Origin of the sequence: Mesorhizobium shangrilense (assembly GCF_028826155.1) — a bacterium.
Taxonomy (GTDB): domain Bacteria; phylum Pseudomonadota; class Alphaproteobacteria; order Rhizobiales; family Rhizobiaceae; genus Arvimicrobium; species Arvimicrobium flavum.
On the sequence record NZ_JAQGPN010000001.1, the window covers coordinates 446,873 to 463,443 of the forward strand.

General features: G+C 65.0%; 20 protein-coding genes. 9 read left to right on the plus strand and 11 right to left on the minus strand.

From position 1 onward, the window contains the following. Positions 1–171: 171 nt before the first annotated feature. Complete coding sequence (locus tag PD284_RS02280; protein WP_274626610.1) at positions 172–552, plus strand: DUF1850 domain-containing protein; 381 nt, start codon at positions 172–174, stop codon at positions 550–552. Positions 553–589: 37 nt separating this feature from the next. On the opposite strand, the gene PD284_RS02285 is transcribed toward PD284_RS02280, so the two are convergent. The 3 genes from PD284_RS02285 to PD284_RS02295 all read right to left on the minus strand — a co-directional run bounded on the left by PD284_RS02285 (position 590) and on the right by PD284_RS02295 (position 2,487). After that, the gene (locus tag PD284_RS02285; RefSeq protein WP_274626611.1) at positions 590–1,057 is read right to left on the minus strand and encodes a thiol-disulfide oxidoreductase DCC family protein; all 468 of its coding nucleotides are present in this window, start codon (positions 1,055–1,057) and stop codon (positions 590–592) included. 142 nt (positions 1,058–1,199) lie between these two features. Continuing rightward, positions 1,200–1,355, minus strand: a complete 156-nt coding sequence (locus PD284_RS02290) for a hypothetical protein (RefSeq protein WP_274626612.1) — start codon at positions 1,353–1,355, stop codon at positions 1,200–1,202. 286 nt (positions 1,356–1,641) lie between these two features. Beyond that, positions 1,642–2,487, minus strand: coding sequence for a MurR/RpiR family transcriptional regulator (locus PD284_RS02295; protein WP_274626613.1), 846 nt, complete (start codon positions 2,485–2,487; stop codon positions 1,642–1,644). A gap of 143 nt (positions 2,488–2,630) precedes the next feature. On the opposite strand from PD284_RS02295, the gene PD284_RS02300 reads away from it, so the two are divergent. After that, entirely contained in the window at positions 2,631–3,749 is a 1,119-nt protein-coding gene (locus PD284_RS02300; protein WP_274626614.1) for a Gfo/Idh/MocA family protein, read from the plus strand. A 35-nt stretch (positions 3,750–3,784) separates the two neighbouring features. On the opposite strand, the gene PD284_RS02305 is transcribed toward PD284_RS02300, so the two are convergent. After that, positions 3,785–4,087, minus strand: a complete 303-nt coding sequence (locus PD284_RS02305; RefSeq protein WP_274626615.1) for a hypothetical protein — start codon at positions 4,085–4,087, stop codon at positions 3,785–3,787. Positions 4,088–4,205: 118 nt separating this feature from the next. Between PD284_RS02305 and hrpB the strand changes: the two genes are divergently transcribed. The 3 genes from hrpB (at position 4,206) to PD284_RS02320 (ending at position 8,752) form a co-directional block, all read left to right on the plus strand. Beyond that, positions 4,206–6,767, plus strand: a complete 2,562-nt coding sequence (gene hrpB, locus PD284_RS02310; protein ID WP_274626616.1) for an ATP-dependent helicase HrpB — start codon at positions 4,206–4,208, stop codon at positions 6,765–6,767. A 37-nt stretch (positions 6,768–6,804) separates the two neighbouring features. Next, positions 6,805–8,124 carry an ActS/PrrB/RegB family redox-sensitive histidine kinase gene (locus tag PD284_RS02315; protein ID WP_274626617.1) on the plus strand — a complete coding sequence of 440 codons (1,320 nt, stop codon included), beginning with the start codon at positions 6,805–6,807 and terminating at the stop codon, positions 8,122–8,124. A 73-nt stretch (positions 8,125–8,197) separates the two neighbouring features. Further along, a complete protein-coding gene (locus tag PD284_RS02320; protein WP_274626618.1) occupies positions 8,198–8,752 on the plus strand; it encodes an ActR/PrrA/RegA family redox response regulator transcription factor in 555 nt (184 codons plus the stop codon). Positions 8,753–8,857: 105 nt separating this feature from the next. Here the strand turns inward: PD284_RS02320 and PD284_RS02325 are convergent, their stop codons facing one another. Beyond that, a complete protein-coding gene (locus PD284_RS02325) occupies positions 8,858–9,358 on the minus strand; it encodes an MmcB family DNA repair protein (protein ID WP_274626619.1) in 501 nt (166 codons plus the stop codon). 225 nt (positions 9,359–9,583) lie between these two features. Between PD284_RS02325 and PD284_RS02330 the strand changes: the two genes are divergently transcribed. Then, complete coding sequence (locus tag PD284_RS02330) at positions 9,584–10,084, plus strand: hypothetical protein (protein WP_274626620.1); 501 nt, start codon at positions 9,584–9,586, stop codon at positions 10,082–10,084. A 39-nt stretch (positions 10,085–10,123) separates the two neighbouring features. Here PD284_RS02330 and cueR read toward each other — a convergent pair whose 3' ends face one another. Then, positions 10,124–10,549, minus strand: a complete 426-nt coding sequence (gene cueR / locus PD284_RS02335) for a Cu(I)-responsive transcriptional regulator (protein WP_274626621.1) — start codon at positions 10,547–10,549, stop codon at positions 10,124–10,126. A 222-nt stretch (positions 10,550–10,771) separates the two neighbouring features. Here cueR and PD284_RS02340 point away from each other — a divergent pair, with 222 nt between their 5' ends. After that, positions 10,772–11,392: a L,D-transpeptidase gene (locus PD284_RS02340; RefSeq protein WP_274626622.1), complete on the plus strand. Its 621-nt coding sequence runs from the start codon at positions 10,772–10,774 to the stop codon at positions 11,390–11,392. A 107-nt stretch (positions 11,393–11,499) separates the two neighbouring features. On the opposite strand, the gene PD284_RS02345 is transcribed toward PD284_RS02340, so the two are convergent. The 3 genes from PD284_RS02345 to trpS form a co-directional block, all read right to left on the minus strand. Further along, positions 11,500–12,072, minus strand: a complete 573-nt coding sequence (locus PD284_RS02345) for a NifU family protein (protein ID WP_274626623.1) — start codon at positions 12,070–12,072, stop codon at positions 11,500–11,502. 161 nt (positions 12,073–12,233) lie between these two features. Next, positions 12,234–12,725: a universal stress protein gene (locus PD284_RS02350; RefSeq protein WP_274626624.1), complete on the minus strand. Its 492-nt coding sequence runs from the start codon at positions 12,723–12,725 to the stop codon at positions 12,234–12,236. Positions 12,726–12,806: 81 nt separating this feature from the next. Beyond that, complete coding sequence (gene trpS / locus PD284_RS02355; protein WP_274626625.1) at positions 12,807–13,874, minus strand: tryptophan--tRNA ligase; 1,068 nt, start codon at positions 13,872–13,874, stop codon at positions 12,807–12,809. Positions 13,875–14,108: 234 nt separating this feature from the next. Here trpS and PD284_RS02360 point away from each other — a divergent pair, with 234 nt between their 5' ends. Next, complete coding sequence (locus PD284_RS02360) at positions 14,109–14,306, plus strand: hypothetical protein (RefSeq protein WP_274626626.1); 198 nt, start codon at positions 14,109–14,111, stop codon at positions 14,304–14,306. A 34-nt stretch (positions 14,307–14,340) separates the two neighbouring features. On the opposite strand, the gene PD284_RS02365 is transcribed toward PD284_RS02360, so the two are convergent. After that, complete coding sequence (locus tag PD284_RS02365) at positions 14,341–14,961, minus strand: DJ-1/PfpI family protein (protein ID WP_274626627.1); 621 nt, start codon at positions 14,959–14,961, stop codon at positions 14,341–14,343. Between the two features lie 146 nt (positions 14,962–15,107). On the opposite strand from PD284_RS02365, the gene PD284_RS02370 reads away from it, so the two are divergent. Beyond that, a complete protein-coding gene (locus tag PD284_RS02370; RefSeq protein WP_274626628.1) occupies positions 15,108–15,920 on the plus strand; it encodes a class I SAM-dependent methyltransferase in 813 nt (270 codons plus the stop codon). A 25-nt stretch (positions 15,921–15,945) separates the two neighbouring features. Here PD284_RS02370 and PD284_RS02375 read toward each other — a convergent pair whose 3' ends face one another. Continuing rightward, positions 15,946–16,491: a DUF934 domain-containing protein gene (locus PD284_RS02375; protein WP_274630518.1), complete on the minus strand. Its 546-nt coding sequence runs from the start codon at positions 16,489–16,491 to the stop codon at positions 15,946–15,948. Between the last annotated feature and the right edge of the window lie 80 nt (positions 16,492–16,571).

Below are 16,571 nucleotides of genomic sequence, written 5' to 3' on the forward strand. Positions count from 1 at the left end.
CGGCCATCTCCCCCTAAGGGGGGGAGATCGGTTGGCATCGAGGCTTTCGCCAATCGCATACGTCGCAGGGCAAGCGACTACCGTCGCGCCGCCGATCTCCCCCCTTGAGGGGGAGATGGCCGGCAGGCCAGAGGGGGGTGCACTCGGGTTGCCGCATCCTTCGGCCGACCAATGACTGCCCTCTGCATCCTCGCCGCGGGCAAGGCGATCACCATTGCGGCGAGCGCCTTCACGCTTTCCTGGACCCATTCGGTCCAGAAGACGGCGTGGGCCGAGGACTGGCAGGTCACGCCCGCCGGCCTTCAGCTCGTGGAGGCCCGCATCAAGGGTTCGGGTGCAGGCATGGAGCCTCCGGAAGGCGCCGTGCTCGAAAATGGATGGTGGACGTACGCGCCCGGGCTCAAGCCGCAACCGGCTCTCAGGCTGGCGGCATCCGGCGCTACCGGCGCCGGCTGGACGCTGTGCGCCGCCGGCAGTTGCCGCGAACTTGGGACAGCGCCCGGCGAGGCGATCTCAATTCGCGCCTGCGAGGGCATCGGCCAGCCCGGGTAGCGCACGGTCAGCAGCCGCATCCGGCCGGCCGTTGGCGCTACGCCCTCATGAGATCAGGCGCTTGCGCAGTTCCTTCGACGGGATCTCGCAACTCTCCTGCCGGCCAAAGAGGCGATGCCGGTTGCGGGCGATCAGGCCGTATATACGGTCGCGCAGGCCTGCCGGCAGCAGGCGAAGCAGCCGTGCGGCGCGCCATGGCCAGTCCAGCGCGTCCATTCGCCGCGATGAACCCCTCCATGCGCAGGTGGGCAACACCGTCGACGAGCACGAGGTTGGTCTCGTAGTCGTCCACGGGCAGCCCGAAGCGGCGGAACAGCGCCTCGCCGAGGGGCGACTGCGCGGTCGTGAAGCGAAAGCGGTCGTGGCGGTCCAACCGCATGATGGTGCGAGCGAAACCGGAGCAGAGCACGCAGACCCCGTCGAAAACGACGAGATGCCGGTCGCCCAGCGCGGCCGGCAGGATGTCCGCCAGCTGCGGCTTGGTTTCTGTGTTCGAGGTGTTCATGGCCCGGGCCGCTCCTGCCAGCACGTTAGTGAGCGGAGGAAGCGCATTCCATGGACCTTGGTGTCGCGGTCAGCCCGAGTCGGGCTTTCCTCTGGACCGCGCAGCGATCCGGCGCGGCCGCGTCAGCAGCCGCCGCATTCGGTCAACGAAAGGAGGCGCGCGGTCCGGCGATGTCGCCGCCGCGACGAGCGCAAGCGGGACCGGGGCCGCGCATGTAGTGACGCTCCGGCCGGTAGGTCGGCGAAACGAACTCGCGAAGCGCCGACGCATAGCGTGCAAACTGCAGGAAGATAGTCATTGTCCCTGTCCCTGAACCCCTTTTCGGATGTCCCTTCCGATCAGGTGCGAAGCATAGACTGCGGTCGTGAATTTCAGGTGAACGCGACGTTAAGAAACCTCGTCAATCGTGACCGAAATGCGGATTCTTCGGGGCTTTTCGGTGCGGCGCCACACCTTCCCGTCCAGTGTGCTTTTTACGACACGTTTGTTTCCGCTACATGCCGCCGGAGAGACGATTGTTGCGCGATCTCGTTACCCAGCAGTCACATTCGTGCGCAGATGGTTCTGGTCCTGTCGAAAAAAGTTCAGGACGCGTCTTGCGGCGCCCGCCGCGCCGCGACCGCAACCGTCAGGCTCATCGCGAGCGCCATCGTCGCGGCGGTCGAGCGAAACCCTTCGAAATTTGCTTCGACGATCTCCACGATGACGTCGGCGGCTGGCGCGATGGGCGAGAACAGAGAGTCCGTTATTGAGACCACCTTCGCCCCCCGGCTTTCCGCACCTGCGGTCAGCGCCACGGTCTCGCTGGCGTAGGGCGTAAAACTGATGGCGAGAACGACGTCCTTGTTCGAGATGAAACCGAGTTGCTCGGCTCCCAGGCCCGCCACGCCGTTGACGAGGATGTTGCGTATGCCGGACTTGGCCATCGCGTAGCTGAGATAGGAGGCGATCGGGAACGACCGGCGCAGGCCGACCAGATAGATCGTCTCCGCGCCGGCAAGGATCTCGACGGCCGCGTCCAGCTTCTGCGGGTCGGCCTTGCTGCGGAAATCGGCGACCGAGCGCTCCGCAGCCTCCAGAAATCCATCAAGCAGCAGTCCGGCGCGGCTGGTGGCGATGCCGTGGTCGCGCATGCGCGCAAGCCGCTCGTCATAACTCAGCACCCGCTCGCGCAACCGCGACCGGAAGACCTCCTGCAGGTCCGAAAAACCCGTATAGCCGAACGCATGTGCGAACCGCACCAGCGCCGATGGCTGCACCTGCGCGGCCGCGGCGACGCTCGCCACGGTCCCGAAGGCGATTTCGTCCGGGTTCTCCAGCGCATAGGCGGCGACCTGGGCCAGCCGCTTGGGCAGCGCGTCGACGCGCTGCGCGATCGTCGCCCGCAGCGCCTGAAAATCCTTCGGCGCGCATTGCGCGGTCTCGGACATGCCCGTTCCCAGCCTGAATCCGTCTTGACGCACACAATCAGCAATGGAATAGAAATTCCATCCTGAAATGTTGATTGCGCCGTCCTTCAACCGGATTTCGCCAGAAGCGACAAACCGGCCAGGACCTCGGCGGGAGGACGTTGATGTCGAAGGATACGATTGGCGTCGGCTTGATCGGCAGCGGCTTCATGGGCAAGGCCCACGCGCTCGCCTGGAACTCGGTGGGACCGGTGTTCGGCGATGCGCCGCGCGTCAGGCTGCTTCATCTTGGCGACGCAGGCGAGGAGCTGGCCGCGAGAAAGGCCCGCGAGTTCGGCTTCGAGCGGGCGTCCGGCGACTGGCGCAAGGTGATCGCCGACCCCGAGGTCGACGTGGTTTCGATCACCACCCCGAACAAGTTCCATCTCGAAATGGCGAACGCGGCGCTCACCGCCGGAAAGCATGTCTGGTGCGAGAAGCCGATGGCTCCCACCCTCGCCGACGCGGAGATGATGCTGGCGGCGGCCCGCGCGTCGGGCAAGGTCGCGGTGCTGGGCTACAACTACATCCAGAACCCGCTCATCCGTCACATCCGCAGGCTGCTCGACGAGGGGGCGATCGGTCCGGTCAACCACGTCCGCATCGAGATGGACGAGGATTTCATGGCCGACCCGGAAGCCCCGTTCCAGCAACGCCACGAGGCCGCCAACGGCTGGGGCGCCATCGACGATTTCGCCGTCCACCCGCTGTCGCTGATCGCCATCCTGTTCGGCAAGGTCGCAAGGGTCATGTGCGACATGTCAAAACCCTATCCGACGCGCAAGACCGCCGACGGCGATCGCGACGTCGAGGTCTACGACATCGCCACCATCCTGCTTCGCCTGGAAAACGGCGCGTCAGGCTACATCGCCGCCAGCCGCACCGCCTGGGGGCGCAAGGGCCGCATCGCCATCCAGATCTTCGGCGCCAAGGGCACGATCGCCTTCGACCAGGAGCGGATGAACGAGTTCCAGCTCTACGTGACCTCGGACCGACCGACCGAGCACGGCTTTCGCTCCATCATATCGGCGCCGCACCACCCGCCCTATGATCGCTTCTGCCCGGCCCCCGGCCACAGCCTCGGCTTCAACGACCTCAAGACCATCGAATGCCGGCAGCTCATCGGCCGCATCGTGGGCGAGGACAGCGTCGGCATCACCTTCGAGGACGGCATTTTCATCGAGCGCACCGTCGCGGCGGCGGGACGATCGTTTCAGGAAGGGCGATGGATGGAGGTGGAGTAGAAGACGCTGCGCTGCGGGCGCAGGGCAACAAAGCCCTAGGGTCGCCGCTCCAGTGCGGTGCGCTCAGCCAGTTCGTCGAATTTCGCCTCGATGCGCCCGAGCGACGCGTCCAAGGACGTCTGAAGATTAGCGAAGCCGCCGCCGAATTCCATCTTGATAGTAACTTCGAGGTCGTCTCGCAGCTCTGACTGGCGGCGCTCGACACGACGTGCGAACTCAAACGTCTGAAGCGTCAATGTCCGCACCTCCGAAACATCTTTCCGCAAGAGGCGCGTTTCATCGATCAGGGTTTGAAGGTGCTTCGCGAGAAATCCGAGGTCGACTTTCGTGTCCTGCATCGCGCCTCCCACATGGCAACGATAGTCCATTTCCACAACTCTGGAAACATTGAGCGGCGGCCGGTATCAAGTGCCGATGTTGCGCCATACATGCTCGCACTGCTAATCCGCGCGTCTCATGCCGGATCTCACGCTTCCTGATCTTCCTGTCACGGCTGCGCTGCCCGAACTGACCCGCGCGCTGGGGGAACGGTCGAGCGCGGTGCTGGTCGCCCCGCCGGGCGCCGGCAAGACGACGCTCATGCCGCTCGCCCTGCTCGACCAGCCGTGGCGCAAGGACGGCCGCATCGTGCTGCTCGAGCCGCGCCGGCTGGCTGCCCGAGCAGCCGCCCGCCGGATGGCTCAGCTGCTTGGCGAGGAGGTTGGCGGCGCCGTCGGCTACGCCATGCGCATGGAGAACCGCGTGTCGGCGCGGACAAGAATCCTCGTCGTGACCGAGGGCATCCTGGCCCGCATGATCCTCGACGATCCGGAGCTGCCGGGGGTGGCGGCCGTGCTCTTCGACGAATTCCACGAGCGGTCGCTCGACGGCGACTTCGGCCTGGCGCTGGCGCTCGACGTGCAGGGCGCGCTGCGTCCTGACCTCAGGCTGCTCGTGATGTCGGCGACGCTCGACGGCGCGCGCGTCGCTGGTCTGCTTGGCGACGCGCCGGTCGTCGAGAGCCAGGGGCGCAGCTTTCCCATCGACATACGCTACCGGGAGAGGCCCGTCGGCGCGCCGATCGAGGACGAGATGGCGAAGGCGGTCCGCGAAGCGCTCGCCGGGGAACCCGGCAGCGTGCTCGCCTTCCTGCCCGGCCAGCGCGAGATCGAGCGCACCGCCGAGCGGCTCGTCGGCCGTGTCGCCGCCGACGTCGACATCGTGCCCCTCTACGGACAGCTCGACGGCAAGGCGCAGGACGCGGCGATCCGCCCTGCGCCTGCGGGACGCCGCAAGGTGGTTCTGGCCACCTCCATCGCCGAAACCTCGATCACCCTCGACGGCGTGCGCGTGGTCATCGACAGCGGCCTGTCGCGCCTGCCGAGGTTCGAGCCGGCGACCGGGTTGACGCGGCTGGAGACGGTGCGCGCCAGCAAAGCCTCGGCCGACCAGCGCGCCGGACGCGCCGGGCGCACCCAGCCGGGCGTCGCCATCCGCCTGTGGCGCGCGGAGCAGACCGCGGCGCTGCCTGCCTTCACGCCGCCCGAAATCCTCGAGGCGGATCTCTCGGGCCTGCTGCTCGACTGCGCGGCATTCGGCGTGGCCGACCCCACCACGCTGGCCTTCCTCGATCCCCCGCCCGCGTCGGCGCTGGCCGAGGCGCGCACGCTACTGCGCAACCTGGACGCGCTGGACGAGAGCGGACGCCTGACCGAGGCCGGGCAGGCCATGCGCAAGCTGGCGCTGCCGGCCAGGCTCGCGCATATGGTCGCCGAAGCGGCGCGGTCCGGACAGGCTTTGGAAGCTGCGCAGCTCGCGGTGCTGGTGACGGAGCGTGGGCTTGGCGGCGGCGGCGTGGACCTCGATCGGCGACTGAGCCGGTTCCGCGGAGAGCGTTCCCCGCGCGCCAACGCCGCCAGGCAGCTGGCGGAGCGACTGGCGCGCACTCTACCCTCCCCCCACGAAGGGAAGGCGGCGGAGGGGGTATCCTCGGAAGGCGGCCCCGGAAGGCCGCGCCTCGCTGCAGCGACCCCACCCGGCCGGACCTTGTCCGGCCACCCTCCCGTCAAGGGGGAGGCAGCCGGTTCGCTTCTCCTCCACGCCTGGCCGGACCGTGTCGCCAAGGCCCGCGGCGAGCGCGGGCGCTTCCTGCTGGCCAACGGCAGCGGCGCGATGCTCGACGCGGCCGATCCGCTCGCCGGCGAGGCGTTCCTCGTGGTGACGGACCTACAAGGCAAGGCGCAGCATGCGCGGGTCGCCTCCGCCGCAGCCGTGGACGAAGCCGCCATCCGCACACAACTGGCCGACCACATAGAACGCCGCACCGAGACACTGTTCGATGCCGGCAAGCGCGCGGTGCGTGTGCGCGAGACCGAGCGGCTTGGCGCCATCGCATTGTCCGAGCGCACGCTGCCCGCGCCTTCGGGAGAGGCAGCCGACCGCGCAATCCTCGACGCCATCAGGGCGCATGGGCTCGACCTGCTGACCTGGTCGAAGGACGCAACCGCCCTGCGCAACCGCCTCAAATGGCTGCACGAGGGCCTTGGCGCGCCGTGGCCAGATGTGTCCGACGAGGCGCTCATCGCTTCGCTGGACGACTGGTTGCTGCCCTTTCTGTCGGGCGAGGTCTCCTTCGCGCGCATAGGCGCTCATGTCTTGCATGACGGCCTGCTGTCGCTCGTGCCGCACGACCTCCAGCGCAAGCTCGGCGCGCTCGCGCCAACGCATTTCGATGCGCCGTCTGGAAGTCGCGTGCCGATTGGCTACGAGGGGGAACGGCCGGTCCTTTCCATCCGCGTGCAGGAACTCTTCGGCATGGACAGGCATCCGGCAATCGCCAACGGAACCGTGCCGCTCACCGTCGAACTTCTGTCGCCCGCCCATCGGCCGATCCAGACCACCCAGGACCTTCCCGGTTTCTGGGGCGGCTCTTGGGCGGATGTCCGCTCCGACATGCGCGGCCGCTATCCCAAGCACGTCTGGCCGGACGACCCGCTCAATACGGCGCCGACCAGCCGCGCCAAGCCGCGTGCGAAATAGGGCTTTGCGGCAGCCGTCGCGGAGCGCATAAGGGGCCATGCTGCAGGACCTCCGAAATTTCGATCCGCAACAGTCCAACCGGTTGCGACTCAACACGCTTATCCGCCTGCGCTGGCTGGCGATCATCGGGCAAAGCGTGGCCGTCATCTTCGTCGCCTACTGGCTCAAGTTCCCGCTCCCGGTTTCGTTCTGCTTCGCCCTGATCGCCTGCTCGGCGTGGATGAACCTCTTCCTGGCGCTGCGCTATCCGGCGGCGCACCGCCTCAACCCGTTTGCGGCGCTCGGCATCCTCACCTTCGACGCATTGCAGCTGGCCGGCCTGCTCTACATGACCGGCGGCCTGACCAACCCGTTTTCGTTGCTGATCTCCGTGCCGGTCGTCGTCTCCGCGACGTCGCTGCCCTTGCGGCTCACCGTGCTGCTCGGCGCGCTGGTGATCGCGATGGCGACGCTGCTCGTCTTCTACCACCTGCCCTTGCCCTGGTATGACGGCACGCAGCTGGTGATGCCGTTTCTCTATGTCGCCGGCATGTGGATGGCGGTCGTCTCCAGCATCGCCTTCACGGCCATATACGCCTGGAGGATCGCTGCGGAGGCGCGACAGCTGGGCAACGCGCTGGCCGCCACGGAACTCGTGCTGCAACGCGAGCAGCATCTGTCGGCGCTTGACGGCCTCGCCGCGGCCGCAGCCCATGAGCTCGGCACGCCGCTCGCCACCATCGCGCTGGTCGCCAAGGAAATGCAGCGTGCGTTGGGCGACGATCCGAAGTTCCAGGACGACGTCGCGCTGCTTCGCAGCCAGAGCGAGCGCTGCCGGGAGATCCTGAAGCGCCTGACCAGCCTGTCGAGCGAGAGCGAGGAGCATCTTGCGCGCCTGCCGCTCACCTCGCTTGTGGAGGAGGTAAGCGCCCCGCACCGGGAATTCGGCATCGCGATCGAGCTGGAAGCGGGCGAGACCATCGGTCCGGAGCCCATCGCACGCCGAAACCCGGGCGTTCTCTACGGTGTGGGCAACCTGGTCGAGAACGCCGTCGACTTCGCGAAGAACACAGTGCGGGTGAGCTGGTCGTGGAACGATCATCGCGTCCTCTTGCAGGTGCGCGACGACGGGCCGGGTTTCCCGGCCGACATCATCGACCGCATCGGCGAACCCTACATGTCGACGCGACAGGGGGCGGAGCCGGGTGGCGGCCTCGGGCTCGGGCTCTTCATCGCCAAGACCCTGCTTGAGCGGTCCGGCGCGACGCTGCGCTTCCAGAACGCGCCGGAACGCGGCCAGGGCGCGCTGGTCGAGGTGTCGTGGAGCCGCGACGTCTTCGTCAAACCCTCGATGGAAGCCGAAAAGAAGCTGGCTTGATGCGGCGCGAAGTTTGGATTTCCGCGACCGACATCTTATAATTGTTCAAAAGTAGATAGCGAACGGGATTGCCATGACAGAAGGTGACGCTCTGCTGACCGGCGCGGATCAGACACTGCTGATCGTCGATGACGACAAGCCATTTCTGACGCGGCTGGCGCGCGCCATGGAGCTGCGAGGCTATGAGGTCGAAACGGCCGAAAGCGTGGAAGAAGCCGTGAGCAAAGCGCGCAGCCGGCCGCCAGCCTTCGCGGTGGTCGACATGCGGCTCGGCGACGGCAATGGTCTCGACGTTGTCGCTGCCATCCGCGAGAAGCGCACCGATTCCCGCACCATCATCCTGACCGGCTACGGCAACATCGCAACGGCGGTGACCGCCGTGAAGCTCGGCGCCATCGACTACCTGTCGAAACCGGCGGACGCCGACGAGATCCACGCGGCGCTGACCCGCACCGCCGGCGAACGCGCCGCGCCGCCGGAAAATCCGATGTCGGCCGACCGCGTCCGCTGGGAGCACATCCAGCGCGTCTACGAAATGTGCGAGCGCAACGTGTCGGAAACCGCCCGACGGCTCAACATGCATCGCCGGACGCTGCAGCGGATACTGGCGAAGCGGGCGCCGCGATAGGGCGAATAGGGAATAGCGAATAGCGAGTAGCGAGTAGCGAGTAGATAGATCGGCCGCTGGCGCAGTTTCTCTATTCGGCTACTCCCTACTCGCTATTCGTTTCGACTACTCACTCTCCCCTTCCAGCGCCTGCACGGAAACGCCGGCGAGTTCCGCCGCCAGCAGCCGCGCCGCACCCGCCCGCGCTATGCGCAGCATCAGCGCCTTGCGCGTCGCCGCGGCCAGCCGGTGTTCGGGCGCATCGCGCATGATCTCGGCGCCGTAGCCGTCCGAGAGGATGAAGCCGCACTCCGCCGGGAAAATCTCGGCAGGCACCTCGGGGTGGGTCGCGAAGAAGAAGCGGTCCGAGAAGAGCCGGTACTCCGGCCATTTGCGGTCGACGCGAAAATCCTCGATCGAGGATTTTATCTCGATGATCCAGATGTCGCCGCCGCGCGTCAGCGCGACGAGGTCGGCGCGGCGACCGCTGGCCAGCGAGATCTCCGGCAGCACATGCGCGCCCATCTGCGACAGCAGCCGCTGCACGCCCCGCCTGACCACCATGGCGCGCTCGGACTGCCGGCCATCGGCCAGCGGGTTTTGGAGAATCGGGGAAACGATCGGCATGGAGATCACCATGCCAGATTTTGTTCACGGTTTGAACCCGCATCAGGCAGGCGATTTTATGTTTGGCAATCCCGTTTCGCGCAGGAGCAGGTCTGATATGACTCGGGTATGGGGGAATTTCTCGACCAACTCCAACGGGTTTGGCCGCTTGTAATGCAAGCTGGGTGGGCCTTCGCCGCTCTCGCAGTCGCGTTACTGTTCACCGGGTGGGCAGGCGGTCGCTTCATGTTTGGTGAGCGTATAGCGAACCTTAAAAGCCGAATGGAAATTCGTGATGAGAAAATCGCCGCACTAGAGGCGCGATTGCTCGAAGTCGCCATCCCCTCGAACGGCGTCGCTCAACCCGCGCCGACGTTTACGCCGCCGTCGCTTCGGCAAGTCCCACAGATTGACAAGCCAGTGGGGGAGCAAGGCGGACCTTCAAAGCCAATCCCCTCACTGCGGAATATCCTGCTAAGTCGGAAGTGGATGTTCCATTTTAGTCCCGGAGGCAACGGCGGCCGAAAGCCAATGACGTTCTTGCCAGACAGCTCTATCGGGCAGGGTCGTAACAAGAACGAGCACACATGGAGGTTGGAAGGCGCTAAGAGCGACCTCCTAGTCATCTATCGAGAAGACGGAAGCGTTCAAAACGCCTTCTACTACAGCGACAAGGCGGGAAAGTTTGATTACATCCCGGACAGTCGCGCGGTTGGCTTCCGCAACCAGTTCATTGAACCTATCTGACCTCAACCATCCTGAACGGACCAGCCGCGAACACCCAGTTCACGCGGTGTTGGCTGCCTTGCGCGCGGGCTTAACCGCATCCAGCCCGGCGATGTCGTCCAGGATCGGGCAGTCCGGTCGGTCGTCGCCATGGCAGGCGTGGATCAGCTTCTGCAGCGTCGTGCGCATCGACTGCAGCTCGCGCACCTTCTCCTCGATCGCCGACACGTGGGCGATGGCGATCTGGCGCACGTCGTGGCTGGCGCGCTCCTTGTCGCTGTAGAGAGCCATCAGCTGGCGGCATTCCTCGACCGAGAAACCGAGGCTGCGTGCCCGCCGCAGGAAAGACAGCCGATGAATGTCGTCCCGCGCGTAGTCGCGGTAGCCGTTGGCGGCTCGGGCCGGGTGGATCAGCCCGATCTCCTCGTAGTAGCGGATGGTCTTGGCGGGCAGGCCCGAGGCGCGCGCCGCTTCACCTACGTTCATTGCTTTTGCTCCATGCTCAGCGGGCCATCGACAGAAATCCGGCATGGGATTGGCCCGGGCCGCATGTGGCGAAAATGCCATACGCGGCGATTCACATACATCGGGTCACGCCAAAGTGAGTACAAGCCCTTGGCAAGAAAACTCGCGTCAAACTAGAAATGTCGCAACATCCGGTCCGAATCGGGTCGAGTTCCGACAGGGCCGACATCTCAGGGAACCTGCATGCGTCCAAGGAAAGTTCTTGCTGCTTTGAGCATCTCGGCGAGCGTTCTTCTCGCCGGCTGCACCATGGACGGAACGCTGCGCACGTTCTCCGGCAGCTACGGCTCCAAAATGGACGCCGGATACCACCTCCCCTCGATCCCGATCTACAAGGTCGACAAGAAGTATCATCGCCAGGTCGTCCGCTACGAAACCGGCGAGAAGCCCGGAACGATCATCGTCGATACCGGCGCAAAATTCCTCTACTTCGTCATGCCCGACGGCCAGGCCATGCGCTACGGCATCGGCGTCGGCCGCGAAGGGTTCGAATGGAAGGGAACGTCGCGCATCGCGATGAAGCGCGAATGGCCGGTCTGGACGCCGCCCGCGGAAATGATCAAGCGCCAGCCCGAACTCGCGAAATGGCGCGGCGGCATGCCTCCGGGCCTGGGCAACGCGCTCGGCGCGCGAGCGCTCTACCTCTACAACAAGGGCGGCGACACCGGATATCGCCTGCATGGAACGCCGGAATGGAACTCGATCGGTAAAGCGATGTCGTCGGGCTGCATTCGGCTTATCAACCAGGACATCATCGATCTCTACGACCGAGCCGAAACCGGCGCCAAGGTCATTGTCATCTAAGAGCTGTAAGCGGACCGTCTAGGCAACAACTTGACGTCCCAAAAAAACCGGGCCCCTGGCCCGGTTTTTTTCATCTGGCCCAGCCGCGAGCCCGCGCCCAGCCAGGTCTACAACGACACCTGCTCGACATGCTGCACTTCGGGGACGAAATGGCGCAGAAGATTCTGGATGCCGTGCTTCAGGGTGGCCGTCGAAGACGGGCAACCGGCGCAGGCGCCCTTCATGTTCAGGTAGACGGTGCCGTTCTCGAAGCCGCGGAAGGTGATGTCGCCGCCATCCTGCGCGACCGCCGGACGAACGCGCGTGTCGAGGAGCTCCTTAATCGTCAGCACGATCTCCTCGTCGGCCTTGTCATAAAATTCTTCGCTGGCGTCGCTTGCGGCCTGGGGCGCCGTCGACGCCATCACCGGCTGGCCGGACATGAAGTGTTCCATGATCGAGCCCAGGATCGCCGGCTTCAGATGCTGCCACTCCGGTCCGTCCTTGGTGATCGTGATGAAATCGTAGCCGAAGAAAACCCCGGTAACGCCCGGGATGTCGAAGAGCCGGCCCGCCAGCGGCGAGGCCTCCCGCGCCGACTGCGCGTCGCGGAAGTCGACGGTGCCTTCGCGAAGCACTTCCTTGCCCGGCAGGAACTTCAAGGTCGCCGGGTTCGGCGTCGCCTCGGTCTGGATGAACATCGTCGTCTCTCCACGCCCGTCGGCCGGGCTGCCATTGTTTGGAATTGTTCTAATTTAAATAGTCGTGTTCCGCACCCACATCAAGGGAAAGCAGTGGCGGCATATCCGCCGCGCCCGCCAGGGGACGCGACGGAAATGCCGACCGCATTCGGATGGTGACCTCAGGCAAGGTTCGCTATGTCCTCGTCGGTCAGGTTCTGCGGCACGACCGTCACCGGAATGGGAAATCCCGTTCCCTTGCCCGCGATCATGCTCACCAGCGGGCCCGGGCCTTCCTTGCCCATGCCGGCGGCGAGCAGCAGGATGGCAATGTCCTGGTCGTCCTCGATCAGCTTGTGGATCTGCTCCGACGGCTTGCCCTCCCGGATGACCAGTTCCGGCTCGATGCCGTGCTGTTCGCGCGCCTTGCTGGCATGATGGTCCAGCGCCGCCTTGGCGGCAGCGGTAGCCTCCTCGCGCATGATCTTTTCCACACCCAGCCAGTGCTGGAAATCGTCGGGCTCGATGACGAAGAGCAAAACGAGAACGCCGCCCGTGGACTTTGCGCGCCGGGAGCCATAGGCGACGGCGCGTTCGCATTCCGGCGTATCGTCGATGATGGCAAGGAATTTGCGGCGGTGACCGGCTTCACTGCTGAGACGTTTTGAAACCATCGCGATATCCTGGCTTCGATGTTGGCGCACAATCTGCCACTCGCCCGAAGCACGGGCAAGCGGCGCCTTTCGCGCAGGATCCTAGTCCTGCAGCAGGCCGATGATGTCGCGAACGGACCTCATCGTCTGCTCAGCCAGCGCTCCGGCGCGCTGTCCACCGTCTTTCAACACGTTATCCACATGGGTGGTGTCGGCCATGATGCGGCGCATCTCGTCCGCGATCGGCGCCAGCTTCTCCACCGCCAGGTCGGCGAGCGCCGGCTTGAAGGCGGAAAACTGCTGCCCGCCGAATTCCCGGAGCACCGCTTCCTTGGAGGTTTCGGCAAGGCCGGCATAGATGCCGACCAGGTTCTCCGCTTCCGGCCGCTTGGCAAGGCCGTCGAGTTCCGAGGGCAGCGCATCCGGATCGGTCTTCGCCTTCTTGATCTTTTTCGAGATCGTATCGGCGTCGTCGGTCAGGTTGATGCGCGACAGGTCCGAGGGATCGGACTTCGACATCTTCTTCGAGCCGTCGCGCAACGACATGATGCGCGCCGCCGGCCCACCGATCACCGGCTCCGTGATCGGGAAGAATCCGTGCACGGTCTCGTCGCCGACGTTCATCGCGACGCCCAGCCCGAGTTCCCGGATGCGGTCGGAAAAATCGTTGTTGAACTTTTGCGCGATGTCGCGGGTCAGTTCCAAGTGCTGCTTCTGGTCCTCGCCGACCGGCACATGGGTCGCCCGGTAGACCAGGATGTCCGCCGCCATAAGGCTCGGATAGGCAAGCAGGCCGAGCGAGGCGTTCTCGCGATCCTTGCCGGCCTTATCCTTGAACTGCGTCATCCGGTTCATCCACCCGATACGCGCAACGCAATTGAATATCCATGCGAGTTCTGCGTGCTGCATGACCCGCGACTGGTTGAACACAATGTGTTTCCTGGGGTCGATGCCTGACGCCAGGAAGGCCGCAGTGATGGCCCGGGTCTGGTCCTTGAGGTCTTCGTGGACCAACTGGGCGGTCAGGGAGTGCAGGTCGACCACGCAATAAATGCAGTCATTGTTCTCCTGCAGCGCGACGAATTTTTTGATCGCGCCAAGATAGTTGCCGAGATGGAGATTGCCGGTCGGCTGGACGCCGGAAAAGACCAGTTCCTTGAATGCGGACATGTTGTTCCTCGTGGCTTGTGGAGGGCCGTTTCGCGCGCGGCGAAAATCGAGAGGCGCTTATGAACGAGGCCGTGACCCGGATCAAGAGCGGCGCACGCGCGCATCGAGGCGGAATTGCGCAAATTATCTAAAACTTTACCAAACCATCGGCTTTCCCTTTACCCGCCGGCCCGGAAGCGGAACTATCCCCGTCATAGCGGCGTTGGACGGGCAAGATTTAGGACCGATTCAATGATGGCGAAGAACAGAAATTGCGCCCCGGACGCGCTCGCCAAGGATATCAGGCGGCAAATCAAGACCCAGGCGAACGCCCGGTTCCTGCGACGCATGCCCTTGTTCTCGGTCGACCACGCGACGCCGTCGGACATGTGGCAGCTGCTCGACGAGATGGACAAGGCGGAAGAAGACCAGCGCCGGACTTCCCGGAGCTGACCGTTCCGCCATCGTCCCATGCTTGCGGGACCAGTTACGCGGCCTGCGCCTTCCCCGTCATCTGCAGCTCTCCGTGCCGGATCTCGGTGCCAAGCACCTTCAGGCATTCGCGCATGAAAGCCGCGAGGCCGGGCCAGCCCTTGGCCGACACCAGATTGCCGTCGACATGCGCGCCCGTCGGCGGAACGTCGACATAGATGCCGCCGGCCAGGGTCACCTCGGGCTCGCAATATTGCAGCGCGGCCACTTCGCGTCCCCGCACGACGCCGTCGACGGCGATCAGGATCTGTACGCCGTGGCAGATGGTGAAGATCGGCTTGCCGGTCTCATGAAAGTGGCGGACGATCGCCTGCACGCGCTTGTCGATGCGGATATATTCGGGCCCCCGGCCGCCGGCGCAGTAGACGGCGTCATAGTCTTCCGGCCGCACTTCCGAGAAAGTCTTGCTGGCGAAATGGTCGTGGCCCGGCTTTTCTGTGTAGGTCTGGTGGCCTTCAAAGTCGTGCAGCGAGGTCTTGATCACCTCGCCAGCCTTCTTGTCGGGGCAAACGACATGAACCGTATGCCCTACCGCCTGCATCGCCTGCTCGAAGACGAATATCTCGTACTCCTCGCTGAACTCGCCGGTAAGCATCAGGATCTTCTTGGCAGCCATTCCTTCCTCCCTTGCCGATTTATTTCGGATTTCAAAATAATAACCCAATCCTAGGGCTCGATTTCTCTTCCGGGAAGCCTGAAAATACAAGCTGGTCGGACCAGTCTCGTGTATTCTTGAATGCGCGGGGCAGGAGGAGACCGTTCATGCCTGATGCCGACCGTGAATTCGTCGGGTCGATCCCCGAACTCTACGACAGTTTCCTGGTGCCGCTCATCTTCGACGCCTACGCCAGCGATCTCGCCGATCGGGTCGCGGCCCTCCGTCCGCACGAGATACTGGAAACCGCCGCCGGGACCGGCGCGCTGACGCGCGCCATGGCGTCAAGGCTTCCGGCAGACGTGCAGATCGTGGCGACCGACCTCAACCAGCCGATGCTCGACCACGCCGCCATCCGGACGCCGACGAGCGCCAACGTCGTGTGGCGGCAGGCAGACGCGCTTGCCCTGCCCTTCGTGGACCAGAGCTTCGACGTGGTCGCGTGCCAGTTCGGCGTGATGTTCTTTCCCGACAGGGTGGCGGGCTACCAGGAAGCGCGCCGGGTGCTGCGCCCCGGTGCGCCCTTTCTGTTCAGTGCCTGGGACCGCCTGTCCGAGAATGCGTTCGTGACCGTCATCCAGGAGGCGCTCTCCCGGATGTTCCCCGACAACCCGCCGACCTTCATGGAGCGGACGCCGCACGGCTACCACAGCGGCGACGCCATACGCGGCGATCTGCAGGCGGCGGGCTTCACCTCGATCGCCATCGACAGCGTGCGGCATACCGCGCGGGCCGCCACGCCGCGCGACGCGGCAATCGGCTATTGTCAAGGCTCGCCGCTTCGAGCCGAGATCGAGGCGCGGGGACCGGCGCGACTGGAGGAAGCAACGCAGGCGGCAGCCGATGCGCTCCAAAAGGAATTCGGCAGCGGGCCCATAGAGGGCCCGATCCGCGCCAACGTGGTCTCGGCCGTTGGCTAACCTCCGGCGAGCCGGAGCGTTAAGGCTAGAGCGCGCGCCGCCACGAATAGGCTGCGCCCCTGACCGGCGAGCCCGCCGGCTTGGCTGCCGGCTGGTAGTAGAGCGGCAAGCCGCCTGTCTCGCCGGCTTCCAAGCGCTTGATCAGAACCGGGTGCGACACCTCGAATTCGTCGAAGCCGAGACGCAGCATGTGGGGAAGCTGGTCGATCAGCACCTGGCCGACGGCACGCACGGCGCCCGTGAACCCGTACCGCGAGCGCAGCAGTTCCGCCTTGGAGAAGCTGCGACCATCGTTGAAGGCCGGGAACGACAGCGCCACCAGCGAAAGCTGATCCAGCAGGCCGACGATCTTGTCGAGCTGATCGCCGGGCAAAAGCAGGACGCCGAGACGCTCACTGGAGGACTTGCGAAGCTCTGGATCAAGATCGAGAAAGGCCTGCAGCGAAAGGATCACCCGGCCGTTGCCGGCCAGCGCCTCGGCGCTCTCGCCGTGGGTCCACTCGTCCTCGCTGAAGCCTTGCGGCGTCCACAGGCGTGAATCTGATGTCGTGTCTGGTTTCGCCTCGGTCATGGTCGCGAGCATATGACGTCTTCTTCGCTTCTTTCCAGTGAGATCGCAGCCTTGCAGCTGGGTGGCGGCGCCGGCCGGCG